The organism is Spirosoma taeanense (assembly GCF_013127955.1).
GTDB classification, from domain to species: Bacteria; Bacteroidota; Bacteroidia; order Cytophagales; family Spirosomataceae; genus Spirosoma; species Spirosoma taeanense.
In genome coordinates, this window is sequence record NZ_CP053435.1 from 1,274,047 (window position 1) to 1,291,456 (window position 17,410).

Sequence of the window (17,410 nt, forward strand, 5' to 3'; positions counted from 1 at the left end):
AAAACGCGTTATTTAGCTTCTTTGACCGTTGCAATGCTGAGTTCCTTCATCTGCGCTGCGCTGATCGTTGAGGGAGAATCGATCATGACGTCGCGACCGGAGTTGTTTTTCGGAAAAGCGATAAAATCCCGGATTGAATCGGCTCCGCCGAACAGAGAGCACAGGCGGTCGAAGCCGAAGGCGATACCGCCATGCGGTGGCGCTCCGTATTCAAACGCATCCATCAAAAAGCCAAACTGAGCTTTCGCTTCTTCGTCCGAGAACCCCAGGATGCTGAACATCCGGGATTGTAGCTGTCGGTTAAAAATCCGGATTGAGCCGCCACCGACTTCTGTGCCGTTGATAACCAGGTCATAGGCGTTGGCCCGCACGGCTCCCGGATCGCTGTCTAGCAGCGGAATATCTTCCGGCTTGGGTGACGTAAAGGGGTGGTGCATGGCAAACCAGCGCTGCTCTTCCTCGCCGTATTCCAGCAGAGGGAAATCCAGCACCCATAACGTACTGAATACGTTCGGGTCGCGCAGACCCAGACGGCTGCCCATTTCCAGACGTAACTCGTTCAGTTGCTTACGCGCTTTGCCCGCATCGCCTGAAATCAGCAGGATCAGATCACCCGGCTTCGCATCGAACCGGTCGGCCCATTGCTTCAGCGTCGCTTCGTCGTAGAACTTATCGACGGAAGATTTGAGGCTTCCATCTTCGTTATAGCGAACGTAAATCAGTCCTTTAGCGCCAATTTGAGGCCGTTTAACCCAGTCGGTCAGCTCATCGATCTGCTTACGGGTATAGCTGGCGCAACCGGGCGCGTTAATCCCCACCACCAGCTCGGCCGAATCGAACACGCCAAAACCCTTGCCCGATGTAAGGTCCACATCGCCGGAGGCATTTTTTAGCTCGACGAACTGCATGCCGAAACGTGTGTCGGGTTTATCAGAACCATAGAGCCGCATGGCGTCGGCGTAGGTCATGCGGGGCACGTCGGCGAGGTCAATGCCTTTAACGCTCTTAAACAGATGCCGCACCAGTCCCTCGAACATATTCAGAATGTCCTCCTGCTCCACGAACGACATCTCGCAGTCGATCTGTGTAAACTCCGGCTGACGGTCGGCGCGCAGGTCTTCGTCGCGGAAGCACTTCACAATCTGATAGTAACGGTCAAACCCCGATACCATCAGCAACTGCTTGAAGGTTTGGGGCGACTGCGGCAGGGCGTAAAACTCGCCTGGATTCATGCGGCTCGGCACGACGAAGTCGCGGGCACCTTCCGGCGTAGACTTGATCAGCACGGGTGTCTCGACTTCGATGAAGTTCTGACCATCCATGTACAGCCGCGTCTGCTGGGCCATGCGGTGACGTAATTCGAGATTGCGCCGAACGGGATTCCGCCGTAAATCCAGATACCGATACTTCATCCGCAGGTCGTCGCCCCCATCGGTATCGTCTTCAATCAGGAAAGGTGGCAGCTTGGCCGGGTTGAGTACGTCCAGCGCCGTTGGCCGAACCTCAATGTCGCCGGTTGAAATATTGGGGTTTTTAGCTTTCCGTTCGACGACCGTACCAGTGGCCTGCAGAACAAACTCGCGGCCCAGCGTTCGCGCCCTGGCAAATAGATCGGGCGACGTAACCCCTTCTTCGAGAATAAGCTGCGTAATCCCGTAACGGTCGCGGAGGTCAATCCAGAGAACTCCGCCTTTATCGCGGATGGTCTGCACCCAGCCCGCCAGGGTTACGCTCTGGTTGACGTCGGTCAGGCGGAGTTCTCCGCAAGTGTGCGTTCGAAGCATTTTTTATTGAGTGAATTAGCGATTGAGTGAATTGGTGATTGAATAAGTAGCCTTGTTGTGAACCGGGCACTTACACTCAATCGCTAATTCGCTCAATCACTCAATGATTTGGTCGCAAAGTTAGGGAGTTCGTGGTAACCCGCTGCTTCGCTCATTCACTCTTTCGCGCTTTCACTCTTTATTTCCTGTAGTCCAGTGCCGGAGCACGGTTGCCCAGCAGCGCTTCATATTTGAAGTTGGCTCCCCGTTTCTGTTGCCATTCGGCGCGGGCTTTCTCAATGAGAGCAGGCGTTTTATACAGGTCAAGCGCGGTTAGCGCCAGGGTCTTGGCGGCTACGAGCATACCTTTCTGCCCGATGCTCATGCCACTGGCGGCCGTGGATTGCCAGCTATGCGCCGACGAACCCGGTACCCACGTAGCGGTCTGTAAGCCAACGGTCGGCACGGTCCAGCTTACGTCGCCGACGTCGGTCGAACCACCGCTGGTAGCGCTCTCCGACGCATCGCGGAAGTCTTTGACGAGGGCCGCATTCGTAACCGGCACTTTCTGCTCACCAAAGGTTTCGCTGATCTTTTCGGCAAAGGCTGTTTCTTCGGGGGTGTACTGCACCCCGCCCACCGTCTGCAGGTTCTTGTGCATGGCTTCGGCCAGCGTTACGTTCGGCAGCAGGTTATACACGCCCCCCAGCACTTCCCACTCGACTTTCGTGCCTGTTCCTTTGGCGGCTCCTTCAGCCGCATTCTCAATTCGTTTCCAGACGCTCTGCAGAATGTCGCGGTCTTTATGGCGGGCGTAATAATACACTTCTGCGAAGGCTGGCACGACGTTGGGCGCTTCGCCCCCTTTGGTGATGACGTAATGAATACGCGTGTCGGAGGGGATGTGTTCGCGCATCATGTTAACCATGTAGTTCATGGCTTCGACACCGTCGAGCGCCGACCGGCCGCGTTCGGGTGAGGCTGCCGCGTGTGCCGCAATCCCCCGGAACCGGAACTTGGCGTTCTTGTTGGCGAGCGACGTACCTGCATCGGCGGCATTCTGCGAACCGGGATGCCAGTGCAGCACCACATCGACGTCGTTGAACAGGCCCTCGCGAACCATGTAAACCTTACCGGCGCCACCTTCTTCAGCCGGACAGCCATAAATCTTGATCGTGCCCGAATGGCCTGATTTCTTCAGCCAGTCCTTTACCTCGACGGCAGCCGCGACTGAGGCCGTGCCGAACAGGTTATGCCCGCAGCCGTGACCGCCTTTCTGGCCCTGAATGGGCGTAAACTCCGGTTTCGCTTCGGTGGCGAGTCCTGGTAAGGCGTCATATTCGCCGAGGATACCGATAACCGGTTTGTCCGAGCCGTATGTAGCCACAAACGCTGTGGGGATACCCGCCACACCGGCCTTTACGTCGAAACCTTCCTTTTTCAACTGTTCCTGGAGCAGCAGAGAGCTTTGTTCTTCCTGATAGCCCAGTTCCGCAAAATTCCAGATCTGCTTAGAAATACTGGCATACTCTGGAAACCGCTTGTCGAGGTCAGCCAGAATCGTCTGCTTGTCCGGATCGGAAGCAGCCGTTGCAGTTTTCTTGCCTTTCGACTGAGCCGCACCCGGCTGAGCAAGCGCCAGTAGTGGCAGCAGGAGCGCCAAAATAAGGAGTTGTGTTTTCATAGAGGTTGTATTTGAATGTTTCGGTTGCGAACCGATAAAAATACGGGGAAAAGAGAAAGAGGGAAATTTTTATAGCAGATTGAAGGTGCTGATTACCGCAAAATCAGTTCTTTACATAAAGTATAATGTCTGTTATCCCTTGTGGTGGCATTTCCCTTATGAAATGGTTTTCTACCGAACCCTAAATTTCTACATCTTTGTAAAACTTACCTCTGGCAGAAGTTTACTTTTTTGGAGAATAGTTCTACTTTCGCCAATGCCTACACCACTATGTCGCTTAAACTCCCATTCATCGAAGCCGAAATTACTGATCAATATCTCTACGACGAAAACCCGCGCCCCTGGATTATAGGTTTTAGTGGTGGAAAGGATTCGACCATGCTTTTGCAGGTGGTCTGGCGGGCGTTAATGAAAATTCCTGCTGACTTGCGTACACGCAAGATTTATGTTGTCTGCAACGATACGCTGGTTGAGAATCCCAAAATTGTGGCGTTCATCGAGCGGACGTTAAAAGGGTTGAAAAAAGCCGCTACACAACAGGGTATGCCCATTGAGGTACACCGCACTACCCCCCGGCTGGAAGATACATTCTGGGTAAACCTGATTGGTAAGGGTTATCCCGCGCCAACGAACTCATTCCGTTGGTGTACTGAACGGCTGAAAATTAACCCGACGACACGCTTCATTCAAGAGAAGATTAGCGAGTCAGGCGAGGCTATTATCCTGCTAGGTACGCGCTCCGACGAGAGCCAGACTCGCGCTCGGTCGATGAAACGCCACGAGCTAAAAGGTCAACGGCTGCGGAAGCACCTGCTGCCAAACGCCTTTGTTTATGCACCGATTTCTGATATTGAAACCGGTGAACTCTGGCAGTATCTCATGCAGGTATCGCCACCCTGGGGCGGTTCGCACAAAGAATTGGTGACGCTATACAAGAACGCCAATTCGGGCGACTGCCCACTAGTTATTGATGAAAGTTCGCCCTCTTGTGGAAATAGCCGGTTTGGATGCTGGGTTTGCACAGTCGTGAGCCGCGATAAGTCGATGGAAGGGCTAATCGGTAATGGCGACGACTGGATGGAACCACTGGTAGAGCTCCGCAACAAGATATTGGTTGAACGCTCGAACCGCGACGCCCGCGAAAAACGCCGACGTACTGATAGCCCTTACAAAGAAGAAGACGAAGACACATGGGGTCCCTACAAACCGCAATACCGTGCTGAGTTTTTGACGATGCTGCTAAAAGCGCAAAAGGAGATTCAGGAAACACAAGGGGAAACCATGGAACTAATCACGCATCCAGAGTTGGTAGCTATTCAACTGACGTGGTATCGTGACAGCTTTTTCACCTCAAAAGTCGCTGATATTTATAACCGTATCTATGACACCGAAATTGATATGAGTAAGCACATTGAAAAGTTGCGTCGTGAGGAAGATCTGCTTCGGCAAGCCTGTTCGAATGAACCAGAGCACGTTGAACTGATTCAGGAATTGCTCACGCTTCAGAAGAACAAAGCATTGAAACTTAATAAGCGCGGCTTACAACAAGATATAGAAAAGCGGCTGGAGAATTATTTAGCTGAGAAATCTCGTAAGATGGATACCCCGTGAGCCGTGGACGTATCTTGTATTATGAACGGTATGATGGCTTCGGCGTTCTTGTCTATCCTTATGACCCTTTTAATCTGGCTGTTGTTTGGAGTGGTAAGAATACTTTCATTCGGCCAATTATCGAGTTGTCAAACGGTGAATGCTATTTTCTGTATCATGGCAGAAAAATAAACCCCTATATGTTTGAGCTTCGCGTTGATGAAGCTGATCCTGATTGGGTACTAGAGTGGGTTACCAATGTCATTCATGGTAAAGAAATAAAGGTAGATTTAAGTAATCTAGCAGACGAATATTTGATAGATTTCCGGTCTATGCTCGAACGTAAAAGCGAAAAGCTGCAAGAATGGTTATTAGCAAAATAGAGCTCTGTAATTTCAGAATCTATCAGGGTTTAAATGTTATTGAACTCACCCCACACAAATCGAAAAATATTTTCATTGTCAGTGGTAAGAATGGGTTTGGGAAAACTACATTTCTTATGTCATTAGTTTGGTGTTTGTACGGACGCCAAATGATTGATGTAGATGACATTTACGAAAAGGAAATTAAAGAGCAAGGCGGTTATGGAACCTATGTAAAGAGTAGTTTAAACCGTCAGGCGCAGACCAAAGGTGATACTTCTTTCCACGTTGCTGTGACAATCACAGGTACAGTAATTCCTGAACTACCTGCCAAAGAGATTGTTATAAAACGATCTTATAGTACTGTTAAGGGCGTTGATACCTTAGAAATCCTTGTAGACGGAGAAGAAAAAGACCTTATTAAGGAGGAGCTAGGCGATAGTAATCTGACGGGTGAAGAAATGTTTATCCGCGAGTTTATTATGCCTATTGAAATTGCAAAGTTCTTTTTGTTTGATGCTGAAAAAATTGTTAACCTGGCCGAGAATACTAGTGTTGAACAACGGCGAAAATTAAGCCTAGCTTATTCTGAAATACTTGGCATCAAGAAGTATGAGGATATAAAAGATGAAATGGAAACGTTGCGAGACCGTTTAAAACAATCGTCAGCGAATCCTAAAGACAAGCAACTTCTTAATACATTAAAAGCTGAGGTTGAAAATATTGAAGTTGAGATAGAAAGTAATAATAAAGAAATTGGCCTCCTAAAGGAAAAAAGAGCTCAATTAGCATACGAGGCTGAGCAACTTCGTGATAAATTAGTAAAAGCTGGAAATACAGTAACAGAAGAGGAGTATCAAGCTTTGAAAAAGGAGGTAAAAGATTCTTCAGAAGCGCTCGAGCTCCTTCAGAATGATTTTAGAGACTCGTTCGAAAAGATTCCGTTCGCTATAGCTGGAGGGCGTTTGCTGGAAGTTGTGCAGCAAGTGGAAGACGAGACTAATTACAAAAATGCCCTACATGGTCAGGAAAAGGTTGAGCAACGGACCGATCAGGTTTTAACCGATTTATTGTCGGCTGAACGTACCTTGAAAGAGGTTGTACCGGCGTCGGTGCATCGTTTTTACCACGATACGGTCAAGGACTTAATCAAAAAGCACTTCTTCGCTGAGACGCCCGACTTACCTGCTGATTTCAAGCTGTTGCACGATTTTTCTTCATCAGATACTCAACTGCTGAACAGCTTTCTGACTGACCTTAAACAGGATTTCAGGCTTTCGTTCCGCAACCTTAATGAACGGCGTACCCAGTTGCAGAATCAATTAGTGGCGGCTAAAAAGCGGTTAGCCGCTGCCGATTCTAACCAAGAAGACCCGATGCTTGCGGCTGACCGGCTCAAGCGCGATGATTTGAACCTACGCGTGGTCAAGATTGACGAGCAAATTGCCGAGTATTATAAATCCATTGGTAAGTGCGAAGACCGTAAAGACAACATCGAAAAGCAGATCAGCGAAATCACGAAGAAAATTAAGATTGGCGAAGAGCATCGTGGTAAATATGAAGAATCCGAAAAGCTGATTGCTGAACTACAACAGTTCGTTACGCAATTCAAGACGGATAAAAAGAAGTCACTTGAAGCGCAGATTTTACAAGGTCTGAAGCAGTTGATGCACAAGAAAGAGTTTATTGATCGAGTTGATGTGAATATCTACGGTGAGGACATTGAGATTGACCTGTACAACAAAGCTGGCCTGAAAATTCGGAAAGACTCGCTCTCAAAAGGAGAACAGCAGATGTATGCTACGGCGCTTTTGCGCGGTTTGGTTGAAGAATCACAGATCGAATTTCCGGTGTTTATCGACTTGGACTTGCAACAAAATACTGGACAAATCTTTAAGCAACATGTTGAAGTTGCCCATTATAATAGTCAAAAGGGGAAACATACCCCAGCGATGAATGCCTCCGTTGCCGGTTGTACCAGATCTCGATGTACTCAAACGTCGCCTGTTTAGCCGCTTCAATAGTTTTAAAATCGTGTTGGTAGATCATTTCTGACTTTAAGCTTTTGAAGAAGCTTTCCGCCACAGCGTTATCCCAACAGTTACCTTTCCCACTCATACTTTGCAAAACCAGCGGCTGTTTTTTCAACAGCCGGGTAAACGCATGACAGGCATATTGCACTCCTCTATCCGAATGGAAAATTAAATTCCGTTCGATAGGGCGATTTTTAAGGGCCATTTGCCAAGCCGGAATGGTCGTCTCAGCTGCCTTCATCGACTTGCTTAAAGCCCAACCGATCACTTTTCGATCATACAAATCCATGATGATCGTCAGGTAGAGCCAGCCTTCACAAGTAGCAATGTACGTCAGATCAGAAACCCATGCCTGACCCGGTTTTCTAGGATTGAACTGGCGGTTTAAATGGTTTTCGGCCACTGGGTAAGTGTGCTTGGAATCAGTTGTGGTAACCACATATTTCTTCTGAATGACACTTTTCAGGTTAGCCTTCCTCATCAACCTGGCTACTCGGGGTCGAGATATCTTTATGCCTTTGGCCCTCAGTTCTCGGGTGATCTTTGGACTGCCATAACGTTTCTTACTGGCTGTAAACGAATCACTTATTAGTACGATAAGCGTTTCATTCTCTTTGGCTCTTTTGGTGGGCCGTTGGGCTAACCAATAGTAATAGCCACTACGACTCACCTTCAATACGTTACACATCATCTCAACGGAAAATTCACCCTGGTGAGCTTTTATGAATCTAAATATTTCCCGTCGTTCCTGGAGAAGATGCTGACCGCCTTTTTTAGTATATCTCGCTCTAACTCAGCTTGTCGAAGTTCTTTTTTCAACCGTAGAATTTCCTGTTGCTCTTGGCTGACTTGGCCCCCTTCACCGGCCGTAACTGCTTTAGAAGCTAAATGCTCTCGGCGCCATCGAGTCAGAATTTGTTGAGTGATACCCAATTCTTCAGCGGTCGCTTTTAATGAGCCCTTGGTAACTGAGAGCTCCACCGCCATTCGTTTAAATTTGTCGTCGTATTGTCTCCTGGTTTTCATGGTCCACTAAGTTAGATCATGCTTAACTTAATGTCCAGTCAAATGTAGCAGCTCCACCTTCACCCGATAGCAAGGCAAGTAATGGAACAGGTCACTGACAAGGGCCTGTTTTTTATTTCGACCTTATCGCTCAATGAACTTGGTTTTGCGCTTGCCAAGTGTGGAGAAGGTCGCGATACCATCACTGAATACATAATGAGTCTATATGCAGCCGACCCAGCCGGAGTTACGTTAGACCACATCAAGCGAGCCACTCAGATTGCTTATAAAGTGAGCTTCCATCATACCAGCGACTGCTTGCATACAGCTATCGCTGAGCAGTATTGCAATGAGCTGATTACATTTAATGGCTCAGACTTCCAGCTTATTCAGCACCACACCAAGCTGAAGGTCACAATTCTTTGAATACCTATTGAACCGAATAGTCATATACACAAAATGCACATGAGCGGCTCATCATGTACAAAAAACTCGATTTTTTGTACATGATGATTACACCAGCGCCCGCAACTCTTCCACAATCTCCTTTACCGCATCGACCGTAGCTGTTACGTCCGCTTCGGTATTGAATCGTCCTAAACTAAACCGCAGGCAAGAGAATGCCTCCTGCTCGTTCAGGCCGAGTGCCAACAAGACGTGCGAGGGGTCAATAGACGCAGCCGTACAAGCCGAACCATTGGAAACGGCCATGCCTTCTAGCCCCATGATTAGCGCATCGGAGTCGCAGTTTTCAAAGTAGATGTTGGTGACGTTATAAAGCCGATATTCCCGGTTACCGTTAACACGAGTACCGGGAATCGTCAGCAAGGCAGCCTCTAACTCATCACGAAGCGTTCCAATACGCTGATTATCCTTGGCCATTTCCAGCCGGGCGAGTTCAGCGGCTTTACCAAGTCCAACAATCCCAGGCACGTTGAGCGTTCCGCTACGTAAGCCGCGCTCATGGCCTCCGCCGTGAAGAATAGCTTCTAATTTCACCTTGTTTGGTCTGCGTTGGCGGATGAATAGACCACCAACGCCTTTGGGGCCATAGAACTTATGGGCCGAAAAGGCTAATAAATCGACGCCAAGAGCATCGACATCAATCGGTAATTTTCCCACGGCCTGCGTCGCATCCGTCATGAACAACGCCCCCGCTTCGTGAGCCAGTTGGGCTATTTCCCCAACCGGCTGAATAACCCCCGTTTCGTTGTTAACCAGCATCACCGATACCAGAACCGTATCGGGGCGAATGGCGGCTTTCACGACCTCCAGATCTAACAACCCCGCGCCGACGCTTCGGTCTGACTGGACAGGCAAATACGTAACCTCGTAGCCTCGCGTTTCCAGGTAGTGGCAAACGTCCAGTACGGCTTTGTGCTCAGTTTGAACGGTAACGATATGTTTACCCCGGTTCTGATAATTTTCAGCTACACCTTTGATCGCTAGGTTAATAGCCTCCGTAGCACCGGACGTAAACACTAATTCGTGCACCTCACAATTCAACAAATCAGCTATCTGCTGCCGGGCAGTTTTCACCGCTTCGTGCGCCGACACACCAAAAGGATGGGTGCTGGCCGCATTGGCATATGTGTCCGTCAGAAACGGCATCATCGCGTCCAAAACGCGCGGGTCAATACGCGTGGTGGCGTTGTTGTCGAGGTAGATCATGTAGTAAAGTTAATGGCGATTGCATTCCACTAACTACTTCAAAAACGGAAATATTCAACGCCCAATCCTAATTCTGAGAGAGATTATATTAACGTCTTTTTTAGTACTTCTTCATGATCTTAATTAACTGTCGACTAATCACCTCGTTGCCAGCGTCGGATGGATGCAGGCCGTCGTAAGTTTTATCAATGGCTTCAGTGGGATAGGGGTACTCGTCTGTTTCGGGGTTGAAGGGAATGTCGGTATAGGCCGGGTAGGTGTAGTTGCGATAGGTGCCCGTCTGCGGATCTTTCAGCCGTTTGAACTTTACGAGTTTTTTCAGCTTCAGTTTACCAGTGTGGTACAGATCCACTACCGGGATCTGCTCCGATCGGCCAATGGAATCGATGGCCTGCGCAAATGCTTCGAGATATTGCCCATTTTTAGCTTTGTAAGATCCGTAGGCATTGTTTTTATAATTCGCCAGGTAGATAAAATCGGATCGTTGCATAGGCGTAATCAGAATAATTTTGGCCGCCGGATTCAGGCTACGGAGTTTGTCGATAATGATGCGAAAGGAGCCATATACTGTACCATTGCCGGTTTTGTCCCGGTAATCGGCGAAACGGCCCAATGGCTTACCGGCCCACCAGTCGTTGGTACCCAGAAAAACGGAGTAGATATCGGCTTTGGTCAGGCCTAATTTCTCAATCTCCTGGGCAATACGAACGGCCGTCCAGCCATTATGGCCCTGGTTAGTATAGTGAATGTTCGGAAGCTGCTCGACTACCCTCGACATATAGCCTTTGGCAACCCGGTTGCCGGTTTCATCCGGATGATCATTCAGATATGTAATGGAGTCGCCAAGCGCCGTCCAGGTAAGCTCCGGACTCCGGAACGCGCCAAACAGACAGACAATAACAATAAACAGAGCAATTTTTCGCATAGGTGTTTGGTGGCTGCTTAATGTACAGGCCGGATTATTGGAAGGGCTATACCGTAAAGGCAATGGCGATTCGGCTTTAACTGCCCTAGCTTTACGTTTTGTTGGATAAAATCGCCCGTTAGTTAAGGCGTTTGCTGATTAATAAGCTCATTAAGAGAGAAGTAGACCGCTTATAAGCTATTTTGCAGCTATAAACGGTGAACCTACATGACAAAAATTATCAGCGAACCTGTTCCTCAACCAGTAGCCAAACAACCCTTAACCAACTGGAGTCTGAAAGCCATACGCTGGTCAGGCGTTTTACTCGTAATTACTGTCTGGGTCAGCGCGGCCCTGTTCGGTCTGTACATCCTGGCTTTCTATGCATCGGCCCTTTACGAAGATAAAATGGATCGCTGGAATCAGGTCTTGCCCCGGTTGTATGAGCAGAATTCAACGACGGCTACGAGCGGTATCGGGCTGCATTTTGCGATGGGCGGCATCATTCTAGTTCTGGGAAGTATTCAGTTAATCAAGTCCGTCCGGCTTCGGTATCCAGCCCTGCACCGCTGGATTGGACGTATTTACGTCGTCGCATCGGTGCTGGCCGCGTTGGGCGGCCTAACGTTTATTGTTATCAAAGGAACCATTGGCGGAACAATGATGAACATCGGCTTCGCTCTCTACGGCGTTCTGATGTTTGTTGCCGCCATTCAGACCTATCGGTACGCCGTAGCCGGAAACCTGGACAGGCACCGGGCGTGGGCCCTGCGTCTGTATGCGCTGGCTATTGGTTCGTGGCTATACCGGATGGATTACGGGTTCTGGATACTTCTAACGGACGGACTAGGGCATACCCGCACATTCAGCGGCCCGTTTGACAGTGTCATGGCGTTTTTCTTTTATATCCCTAACCTGTTGGTGGCTGAGGTTTTCATCCGGGCTCGCTCGTACAAAGCTTCGCTGGTGCTTCGGTTTTCGGCGTCTTTGGTTCTGTTGCTCGCAACAGGCTTTCTGCTGCTGGGGACTTATTATTTCACCCTGTATTACTGGGGGCCGGCTATCGTGAAGTGGCTGTCCTTGGCTTAATTTGCTCCCTCAAGCACTATTTACGCGTATCTCAACCTATGGATTTACAATTGAAGGGTAAAACGGCGCTCGTGACCGGTTCGACGGCGGGTATTGGGTTTGCCATTGCTAAACTACTAGCCAAAGAAGGCGCCAACGTAATTCTGACGGGCCGCAGTCAGGCGCGCATTGACGAGGCTATCCGCCAGATTCAGCCCGAAGCGGGCGGAGGCACGCTGACCGGTGTTGTCGTTGACTTTGGCCGGGCCGACATGATTCAGCAATTGCTGGAGCAGATTCCCGATGTCGATATTCTGGTGAACAACGTCGGGATTTTCGGGCCTAAAGAGTTCGAGCAGATCACTGACGATGTATGGCTGTCGTTTTTTGAGGTAAACGTCCTGAGTGGCGTCCGGCTGTCGCGGGTGTATTTTCCGAAAATGCTGAAGAAGAACTGGGGTCGAATCCTGTTTATTTCCAGCGAATCGGCCCTTCAGATACCCGAAGAAATGATTCATTACGGCACAACCAAAACGGCGCAACTGGCCGTGGCGCGTGGCCTGGCCGAACTGACCAAAGGCACCAACGTAACGGTCAACTCAGTTTTGCCCGGTCCGACCAAGAGCGAGGGCGTCGGTACATTCGTGAAAGAACTGGCCGATAAGCAAGGGATTACAGAAGCCCAGATGGAGGAGCAATTCTTTCGGGAGATGCGCCCGACTTCGCTGATTCACCGGTTTGCCAGCCCCGACGAAGTGGCCCAGATGGTGGCGTTTCTGGCGAGTCCGTTATCGTCGGCGACGAACGGAGCCGCGATCCGGGTAGATGGTGGAGTCGTTAAGGCTGCTGTTTGACTGAAAGAGCCCGATTGTGGCAGTATAATAATCGAGCCCGGCCTGGGGGTGGTAAGACCAGTTAGTTTGTCTTTACCATCCAGACCGGGCTCAATCAATTTGTTACGCGATGGACTCAGCCGGAGCAGCCGGAGCCGGTTTACGGGCGAAAATCCACGGATGGGCCTTGCCATTCAGAAAGCGGCCAATGAACGTACTGCGCACGAAAAGCAGATACGTCAGGAACGTAAACAGAAAGATACTGACCAGGTTAACGCCGAACTTCAGGAAACATGAAACGGGCCAGTCGAGCAGCCAGTAGCTAATCCAGATCGTCAGCGGCATGTGCGCCAGATACATCCAGTATGACCCCTGCGACAATAACTGAGTCGTAAGCGTGCTCTTGGGAAACGCTTTAAGGCTCAGGCCAATCAGGCCCGGAATGACGGTCCAGATATGGCAGGCGCCCATCACCATAGCGGCTGTCGTATAGGTACGGTCCGACGAAAACCACGGCCGGTGGAAATAAATGGTCAGATATAACGTCATAAACAGCGCGCTGGCCCCTACGTTCAGCCAGGGCCGTTGCGTGAACCGGTTCAACAGATACGAATGATGGAACAGCCGCCAGCCGAACACGAAAAAGACGATCTCGACCAGAAACGTTCGCCAGTTTAGTCGGAACTCCGTGGGCGTTTCAATCCAGGGGCCATGCATGGTCAGCAACGTCATCAGCGTTACCACACCAAAAATAAGCGCGTACCACCGACTGATGAGTAGCCGGTCGAACCGGCTCGTTACGGCGGTTACCCAATGAGCAGGCAACCGTTCGGCTATCTTTACCGTGACATAGGCCAGCAGGCAGAAGATGTACAGGTAGTACAGAAACCACAGGTGAACCAGCCGAACAACCGGAACGCCCGACGTGATCATGTTAATTACCAGCCGATATTCAGCCGAATCTGTTGTGCCGTTGCGGGCCGCTGCAAACCCAAGAAGAATGATGGGCGAGAGCAGGGGCATAAAGACCAGCAGCGGCAGCAGAATACGCCTGGTGCGGTTGCGCAGCATTGCCCCCGCGCCGTATCGGCGGACTGTCATGGCCCCAAAAAATCCGGCCAGTACGAAGAACACCGGCATACTGAACAAATGCCGGATCAGAAACACGTAATAGAACGCGATATGGTTCGTTTGCGGGTCGTGGAATTCGCCCCAGACCGGAAACGCTTCGTTGGTATAGCTCAGACCGGCATGGGTCACCATCACCGAAAACATCATCCCAATGCGCAATACATCAAGGCCGTTGTATCGTGCAGAGGTCATGAATGCAGTTTTCGGGCTGGAACACCAACATACACATTACCTTCTTCGCAGTCTTTATTGACAAACGCCAGCGTACCCACAACCACGTTGTCGGCTACCGTAATGCCGTGCTGCAGAACGACGTTGGTACTGATAAAGCAGTTTGAGCCAATATTAGCCCCACCTACCTGATCCAGATTCTGATCGAGGTTGTTGGTCATCACCCGGGGAGCTACGTAGGTGCCGTCGCCAATGCGCACCCCCCGGGCAATGATTGTGCCGTAGCGTAATGTAACCTTGTTGCCGATGACCGAGCTGCCCGAGAAGGCTACCTGCGAATCAATGTAGCAGCCGCTACCAATCTGCGTGTTTTTCCGAATCTCGACGTAGTTCTTTATGACTGTTCCCTTGCCGATGCGCGTACCGGAACAGATCATACAGAAATTACCAATTTCGACATCTTCCTCGATATCGACATCATCTTCAATGATCGTGTACTTACCGACTTTTACGTTCTCTGCAATTCGGGCTTGTGAGGAGACAATCTGCTCCGGCGTGAAACTTAGCATAATTCTTTGGCTAGTAGGGATTTCCGTTAAAATTACGGCTCTCTGTCAACCTGCCAACATAAGTTTCGTGGGCGGTAGCCTAATATCTATAGAGTGAGCGAGTGGCCCAATCAGGCCATATCGGCTACTTGCCGCCACCTAATTTCCCAGCTTTTCCCGGTACAACTGCCGCTGCGGGATTCCTGACGTATTTGTCCAACCAGCCGTTCATTTCGTATAGCATATGGAGCAGCGACTCTTTTGCGGTATAACCGTGACTTTCGTAGGGCAGGAATACCAGCCGTGTTGTTGCGCCAAATCCTTTCAGGGCGTTGTAGTACCGCTCAGACTGGATCGGGAACGTACCGGTGTTATTATCCGCTTCGCCGTGGATCAGCAGCAGGGGTGTCTTCATTTTATCGGCGTTCATAAACGGCGACATGGCGTTATACACCTCTGGAGCCTGCCAGTACGTTCGTTGCTCGTTCTGGAAGCCAAAGGGAGTCAGTGTGCGGTTGTAGGCACCACTGCGGGCAATGCCGCCTTTAAAGAGCTTGCTGTGCGTGAGCAGGTTCGCCGTCATAAACGCACCGTAGGAGTGGCCGCCTACACCTACGCGGCTCGAATCGACAACGCCCAGCCGGACGCCCTCGTCAATGGCGGCTTTGGCGCTCGCCACGAGCTGCTGCACATAGGTGTCGTTCGGTTCTTTATCACCTTCACCCACGATAGGAATACTGGCGTTGTCCAGAATGGCATAGCCCATCGTTACGAACGCAGCAGCACCCCAGTAGCTGATGCGGTTGAACTGGTAAGGTGACCCCGACACCTGACCGGCGGCATCCTTGCTTTTGAACTCGGCGGGGTATGCCCACAGAAACGTGGGCAGCGGGCCCTGTTCCTTTTTGTAGCCAGCGGGCAGATATAGCGTCGCCGTCAGATCAACGCCGTCGGAACGTTTGTAACGAAGCTGCTGCTTCTGAACGCCTTTCAGTTGCGGGTAGGGGTGTGAAAAGGCGGTTACCTGAATAGGCGCCACGCGGGCTTTTAGGTTTCTGATAAAATAGTTCGGGTTCTCGTCGGGCGTTTCGCGGGTGGTCAGAATAGTCTGCTTAGCCGCATCCAGAACCGCTACCGGCCGCTCGAAGTACGGAGCCGCCGACCGCCACAGTTCGCGGGTTTTCTTCGTGTTCAGATTCAGCAGGCTTACGAACGGCCGATCACCTTCGGGCGACGCGCCCTGCCCGTTAAGCAGCAGGATCTCGTTGTTTGGCAGCAGGTTCAGCACGTCACGACCGTACTGGTTCCGCTTCATGTCGGGCTGACCGGGGTTAGAGTAGCGGTCTTCGTACGAACGGTCGAAGAGCACGGCCGTCTGCCAGGTGCCGGGGTTGACTGTCTTGACCAGAGCTTTCCGGGTCTGCCACCACTGTTCGGTTGCCAGGGCGACGGTCTCATTGCCCCAGTCAAAATTCTCAAAGCGGTACTGAGCCGCGTAGATTTCTTTCGGCGCCGTAGCGAACGGAGCAGAAACCATGTACACTTTGTCGCGGATGTCGGCTTTGACCTTGGGGTCACCGTTGTCCTGGGCCACCGTGTAATACACCGAAGCGGGTGCATCGGCCCGCCAATTGAAATCACGGGGCCCGGTCGGCGCGCCATCGCGGCTATACGCCACATTGTCCTGCAAAGGTCCGTCGTTCAGTGTCTTTACCAGCGTACCGTTCATAGCGTATACGTCGGTGCGGAGCGGGAAGCGATACACGGGTACCAGATACGAGAAAGGTGTATGCACCGTTTCGATCATAACGTATTGCCCGTCAGGCGACGGATCGGCGGAGGCAATAATACCCGGTTGGCCAATACTGACCGCCTGTCCGTCCAGACCCAGCCGAACAACCTGCGCTGTGGCGTAGTAGGCAAACTGACGTTCGTCGGAAGGGTTCTTCAGTAAATCCTGGTAGGTAGGAGCCTGCGACTTGCGGCCGAGGTTTTCCTGGGTGGTTGGGCCAGCCGGTACCCGGCTGATTTCGGGTGCGGTTCCGCGCCCGGCAGGAACTGCCTTCACAATCAGGCTCTTGCTGTCGGATACCCAGCGGAACGGCGTGCCCATAACGGCGTTCAACGCCAGCGTGCCAACTTTCGTGGCCGCAGCTGTAGTAACGTCGGCAACATACAGGTCGATTCGGTTGTCGGTCGAGTTCGCAAACGCGAATCTGGTTTCGTCGGGCGACCACTGAACGTAACTGATGAGAGGCTCGGCGGGCAGCCCCGTTACGGTCACTTCATCCTTGCCCGTCATTTTTTTGAGCTTCAGACCGGTTATGTAATGCACCCGGCTGGGACCATTGTTAGCGGGGTTCATGCGGAGTCCGGCCAGCTTAAGTTCAGGCTGGGCCAGCTCCGCAATACCGGGCGCGGAAGCCTGCTCCAGGATGAGCATATAATCCCCTTTGGACGTAACACTGACGCCCGGCGTAGGCGGAACCGTTACCAGATCGGCCAGTGGTTTGGGGGGCGTTTGGTAGGCGGTTGCATCCTGAGCGTTTACCGCGGAGAAAGACGCGCTGAACACAAAAACGGAAAGCCACAACTGCCGGAACGGAGCAATAAGTTGACGCATACGTTGATTAGCGTTTGGATGAAG

The 17,410-nt window shown here is 50.9% G+C and carries 14 protein-coding genes; 6 read left to right on the forward strand and 8 right to left on the reverse strand.

Translation table 11 applies throughout. The annotated features are described in order from the left end of the window. Positions 1-8 precede the first annotated feature (8 nt). Complete coding sequence (gene aspS / locus HNV11_RS05470) at positions 9-1,784, reverse strand: aspartate--tRNA ligase (RefSeq protein WP_171738708.1); 1,776 nt, start codon at positions 1,782-1,784, stop codon at positions 9-11. Between the two features lie 178 nt (positions 1,785-1,962). Further along, positions 1,963-3,447 (reverse strand): amidohydrolase, encoded by a 1,485-nt coding sequence (locus HNV11_RS05475; protein WP_171738709.1) that lies wholly within the window; start codon positions 3,445-3,447, stop codon positions 1,963-1,965. 270 nt (positions 3,448-3,717) lie between these two features. On the opposite strand from HNV11_RS05475, the gene dndC reads away from it, so the two are divergent. Genes dndC through HNV11_RS05490 form a run of 3 tightly spaced genes read left to right on the forward strand, consistent with a single transcriptional unit; the run spans position 3,718 to position 7,411 of the window. Next, positions 3,718-5,058 (forward strand): DNA phosphorothioation system sulfurtransferase DndC, encoded by a 1,341-nt coding sequence (gene dndC, locus HNV11_RS05480; RefSeq protein WP_171738710.1) that lies wholly within the window; start codon positions 3,718-3,720, stop codon positions 5,056-5,058. Further along, complete coding sequence (locus tag HNV11_RS05485) at positions 5,055-5,420, forward strand: hypothetical protein (RefSeq protein WP_171738711.1); 366 nt, start codon at positions 5,055-5,057, stop codon at positions 5,418-5,420. The genes dndC and HNV11_RS05485 overlap by 4 nt, the downstream gene beginning before the upstream one ends. Continuing rightward, positions 5,402-7,411 carry an AAA family ATPase gene (locus tag HNV11_RS05490; protein ID WP_171738712.1) on the forward strand — a complete coding sequence of 670 codons (2,010 nt, stop codon included), beginning with the start codon at positions 5,402-5,404 and terminating at the stop codon, positions 7,409-7,411. Before HNV11_RS05485 ends, HNV11_RS05490 begins: the two co-directional genes overlap by 19 nt. On the opposite strand, the gene HNV11_RS05495 is transcribed toward HNV11_RS05490, so the two are convergent. Continuing rightward, a protein-coding gene (locus HNV11_RS05495; RefSeq protein WP_171738713.1) for an IS3 family transposase occupies positions 7,293-8,458 on the reverse strand; the annotation gives its coding sequence in 2 pieces (ribosomal slippage) (positions 7,293-8,209 and positions 8,209-8,458; 1,167 coding nt in all). The genes HNV11_RS05490 and HNV11_RS05495 overlap by 119 nt on opposite strands. 81 nt (positions 8,459-8,539) lie before the next feature. Between HNV11_RS05495 and HNV11_RS05500 the strand changes: the two genes are divergently transcribed. Next, entirely contained in the window at positions 8,540-8,863 is a 324-nt protein-coding gene (locus tag HNV11_RS05500; RefSeq protein ID WP_171738714.1) for a type II toxin-antitoxin system VapC family toxin, read from the forward strand. Positions 8,864-8,950: 87 nt separating this feature from the next. Here HNV11_RS05500 and HNV11_RS05505 read toward each other — a convergent pair whose 3' ends face one another. Further along, complete coding sequence (locus HNV11_RS05505; RefSeq protein WP_171738715.1) at positions 8,951-10,108, reverse strand: cysteine desulfurase family protein; 1,158 nt, start codon at positions 10,106-10,108, stop codon at positions 8,951-8,953. A gap of 100 nt (positions 10,109-10,208) precedes the next feature. Then, a complete protein-coding gene (locus HNV11_RS05510; RefSeq protein WP_171738716.1) occupies positions 10,209-11,033 on the reverse strand; it encodes an SGNH/GDSL hydrolase family protein in 825 nt (274 codons plus the stop codon). Positions 11,034-11,240: 207 nt separating this feature from the next. Here HNV11_RS05510 and HNV11_RS05515 point away from each other — a divergent pair, with 207 nt between their 5' ends. Beyond that, complete coding sequence (locus HNV11_RS05515) at positions 11,241-12,101, forward strand: DUF2306 domain-containing protein (RefSeq protein WP_171738717.1); 861 nt, start codon at positions 11,241-11,243, stop codon at positions 12,099-12,101. 38 nt (positions 12,102-12,139) lie between these two features. Beyond that, positions 12,140-12,934: an SDR family NAD(P)-dependent oxidoreductase gene (locus HNV11_RS05520; protein ID WP_171738718.1), complete on the forward strand. Its 795-nt coding sequence runs from the start codon at positions 12,140-12,142 to the stop codon at positions 12,932-12,934. A gap of 102 nt (positions 12,935-13,036) precedes the next feature. Here HNV11_RS05520 and HNV11_RS05525 read toward each other — a convergent pair whose 3' ends face one another. The 3 genes from HNV11_RS05525 to HNV11_RS05535 form a co-directional block, all read right to left on the reverse strand. Further along, positions 13,037-14,236 (reverse strand): acyltransferase family protein, encoded by a 1,200-nt coding sequence (locus HNV11_RS05525; RefSeq protein WP_171738719.1) that lies wholly within the window; start codon positions 14,234-14,236, stop codon positions 13,037-13,039. Then, positions 14,233-14,784 (reverse strand): LbetaH domain-containing protein, encoded by a 552-nt coding sequence (locus HNV11_RS05530; RefSeq protein ID WP_171738720.1) that lies wholly within the window; start codon positions 14,782-14,784, stop codon positions 14,233-14,235. Before HNV11_RS05530 ends, HNV11_RS05525 begins: the two co-directional genes overlap by 4 nt. A gap of 124 nt (positions 14,785-14,908) precedes the next feature. Then, entirely contained in the window at positions 14,909-17,386 is a 2,478-nt protein-coding gene (locus tag HNV11_RS05535) for a S9 family peptidase (RefSeq protein WP_171738721.1), read from the reverse strand. Positions 17,387-17,410: the final 24 nt, after the last annotated feature.

Excerpts from the sequence above, each read along its gene's own strand:
- aspS (WP_171738708.1), bottom strand. The coding sequence starts at position 1,784 with ATGCTTCGAACGCACACTTGCGGAGAACTCCGCCTGACCGACGTCAAC.
- HNV11_RS05475 (WP_171738709.1), bottom strand. The coding sequence starts at position 3,447 with ATGAAAACACAACTCCTTATTTTGGCGCTCCTGCTGCCACTACTGGCG.
- dndC (WP_171738710.1), top strand. The coding sequence starts at position 3,718 with ATGTCGCTTAAACTCCCATTCATCGAAGCCGAAATTACTGATCAATAT.
- HNV11_RS05490 (WP_171738712.1), top strand. The coding sequence starts at position 5,402 with ATGGTTATTAGCAAAATAGAGCTCTGTAATTTCAGAATCTATCAGGGT.
- HNV11_RS05500 (WP_171738714.1), top strand. The coding sequence starts at position 8,540 with ATGGAACAGGTCACTGACAAGGGCCTGTTTTTTATTTCGACCTTATCG.
- HNV11_RS05505 (WP_171738715.1), bottom strand. The coding sequence starts at position 10,108 with ATGATCTACCTCGACAACAACGCCACCACGCGTATTGACCCGCGCGTT.
- HNV11_RS05510 (WP_171738716.1), bottom strand. The coding sequence starts at position 11,033 with ATGCGAAAAATTGCTCTGTTTATTGTTATTGTCTGTCTGTTTGGCGCG.
- HNV11_RS05515 (WP_171738717.1), top strand. The coding sequence starts at position 11,241 with ATGACAAAAATTATCAGCGAACCTGTTCCTCAACCAGTAGCCAAACAA.
- HNV11_RS05520 (WP_171738718.1), top strand. The coding sequence starts at position 12,140 with ATGGATTTACAATTGAAGGGTAAAACGGCGCTCGTGACCGGTTCGACG.
- HNV11_RS05525 (WP_171738719.1), bottom strand. The coding sequence starts at position 14,236 with ATGACCTCTGCACGATACAACGGCCTTGATGTATTGCGCATTGGGATG.
- HNV11_RS05530 (WP_171738720.1), bottom strand. The coding sequence starts at position 14,784 with ATGCTAAGTTTCACGCCGGAGCAGATTGTCTCCTCACAAGCCCGAATT.
- HNV11_RS05535 (WP_171738721.1), bottom strand. The coding sequence starts at position 17,386 with ATGCGTCAACTTATTGCTCCGTTCCGGCAGTTGTGGCTTTCCGTTTTT.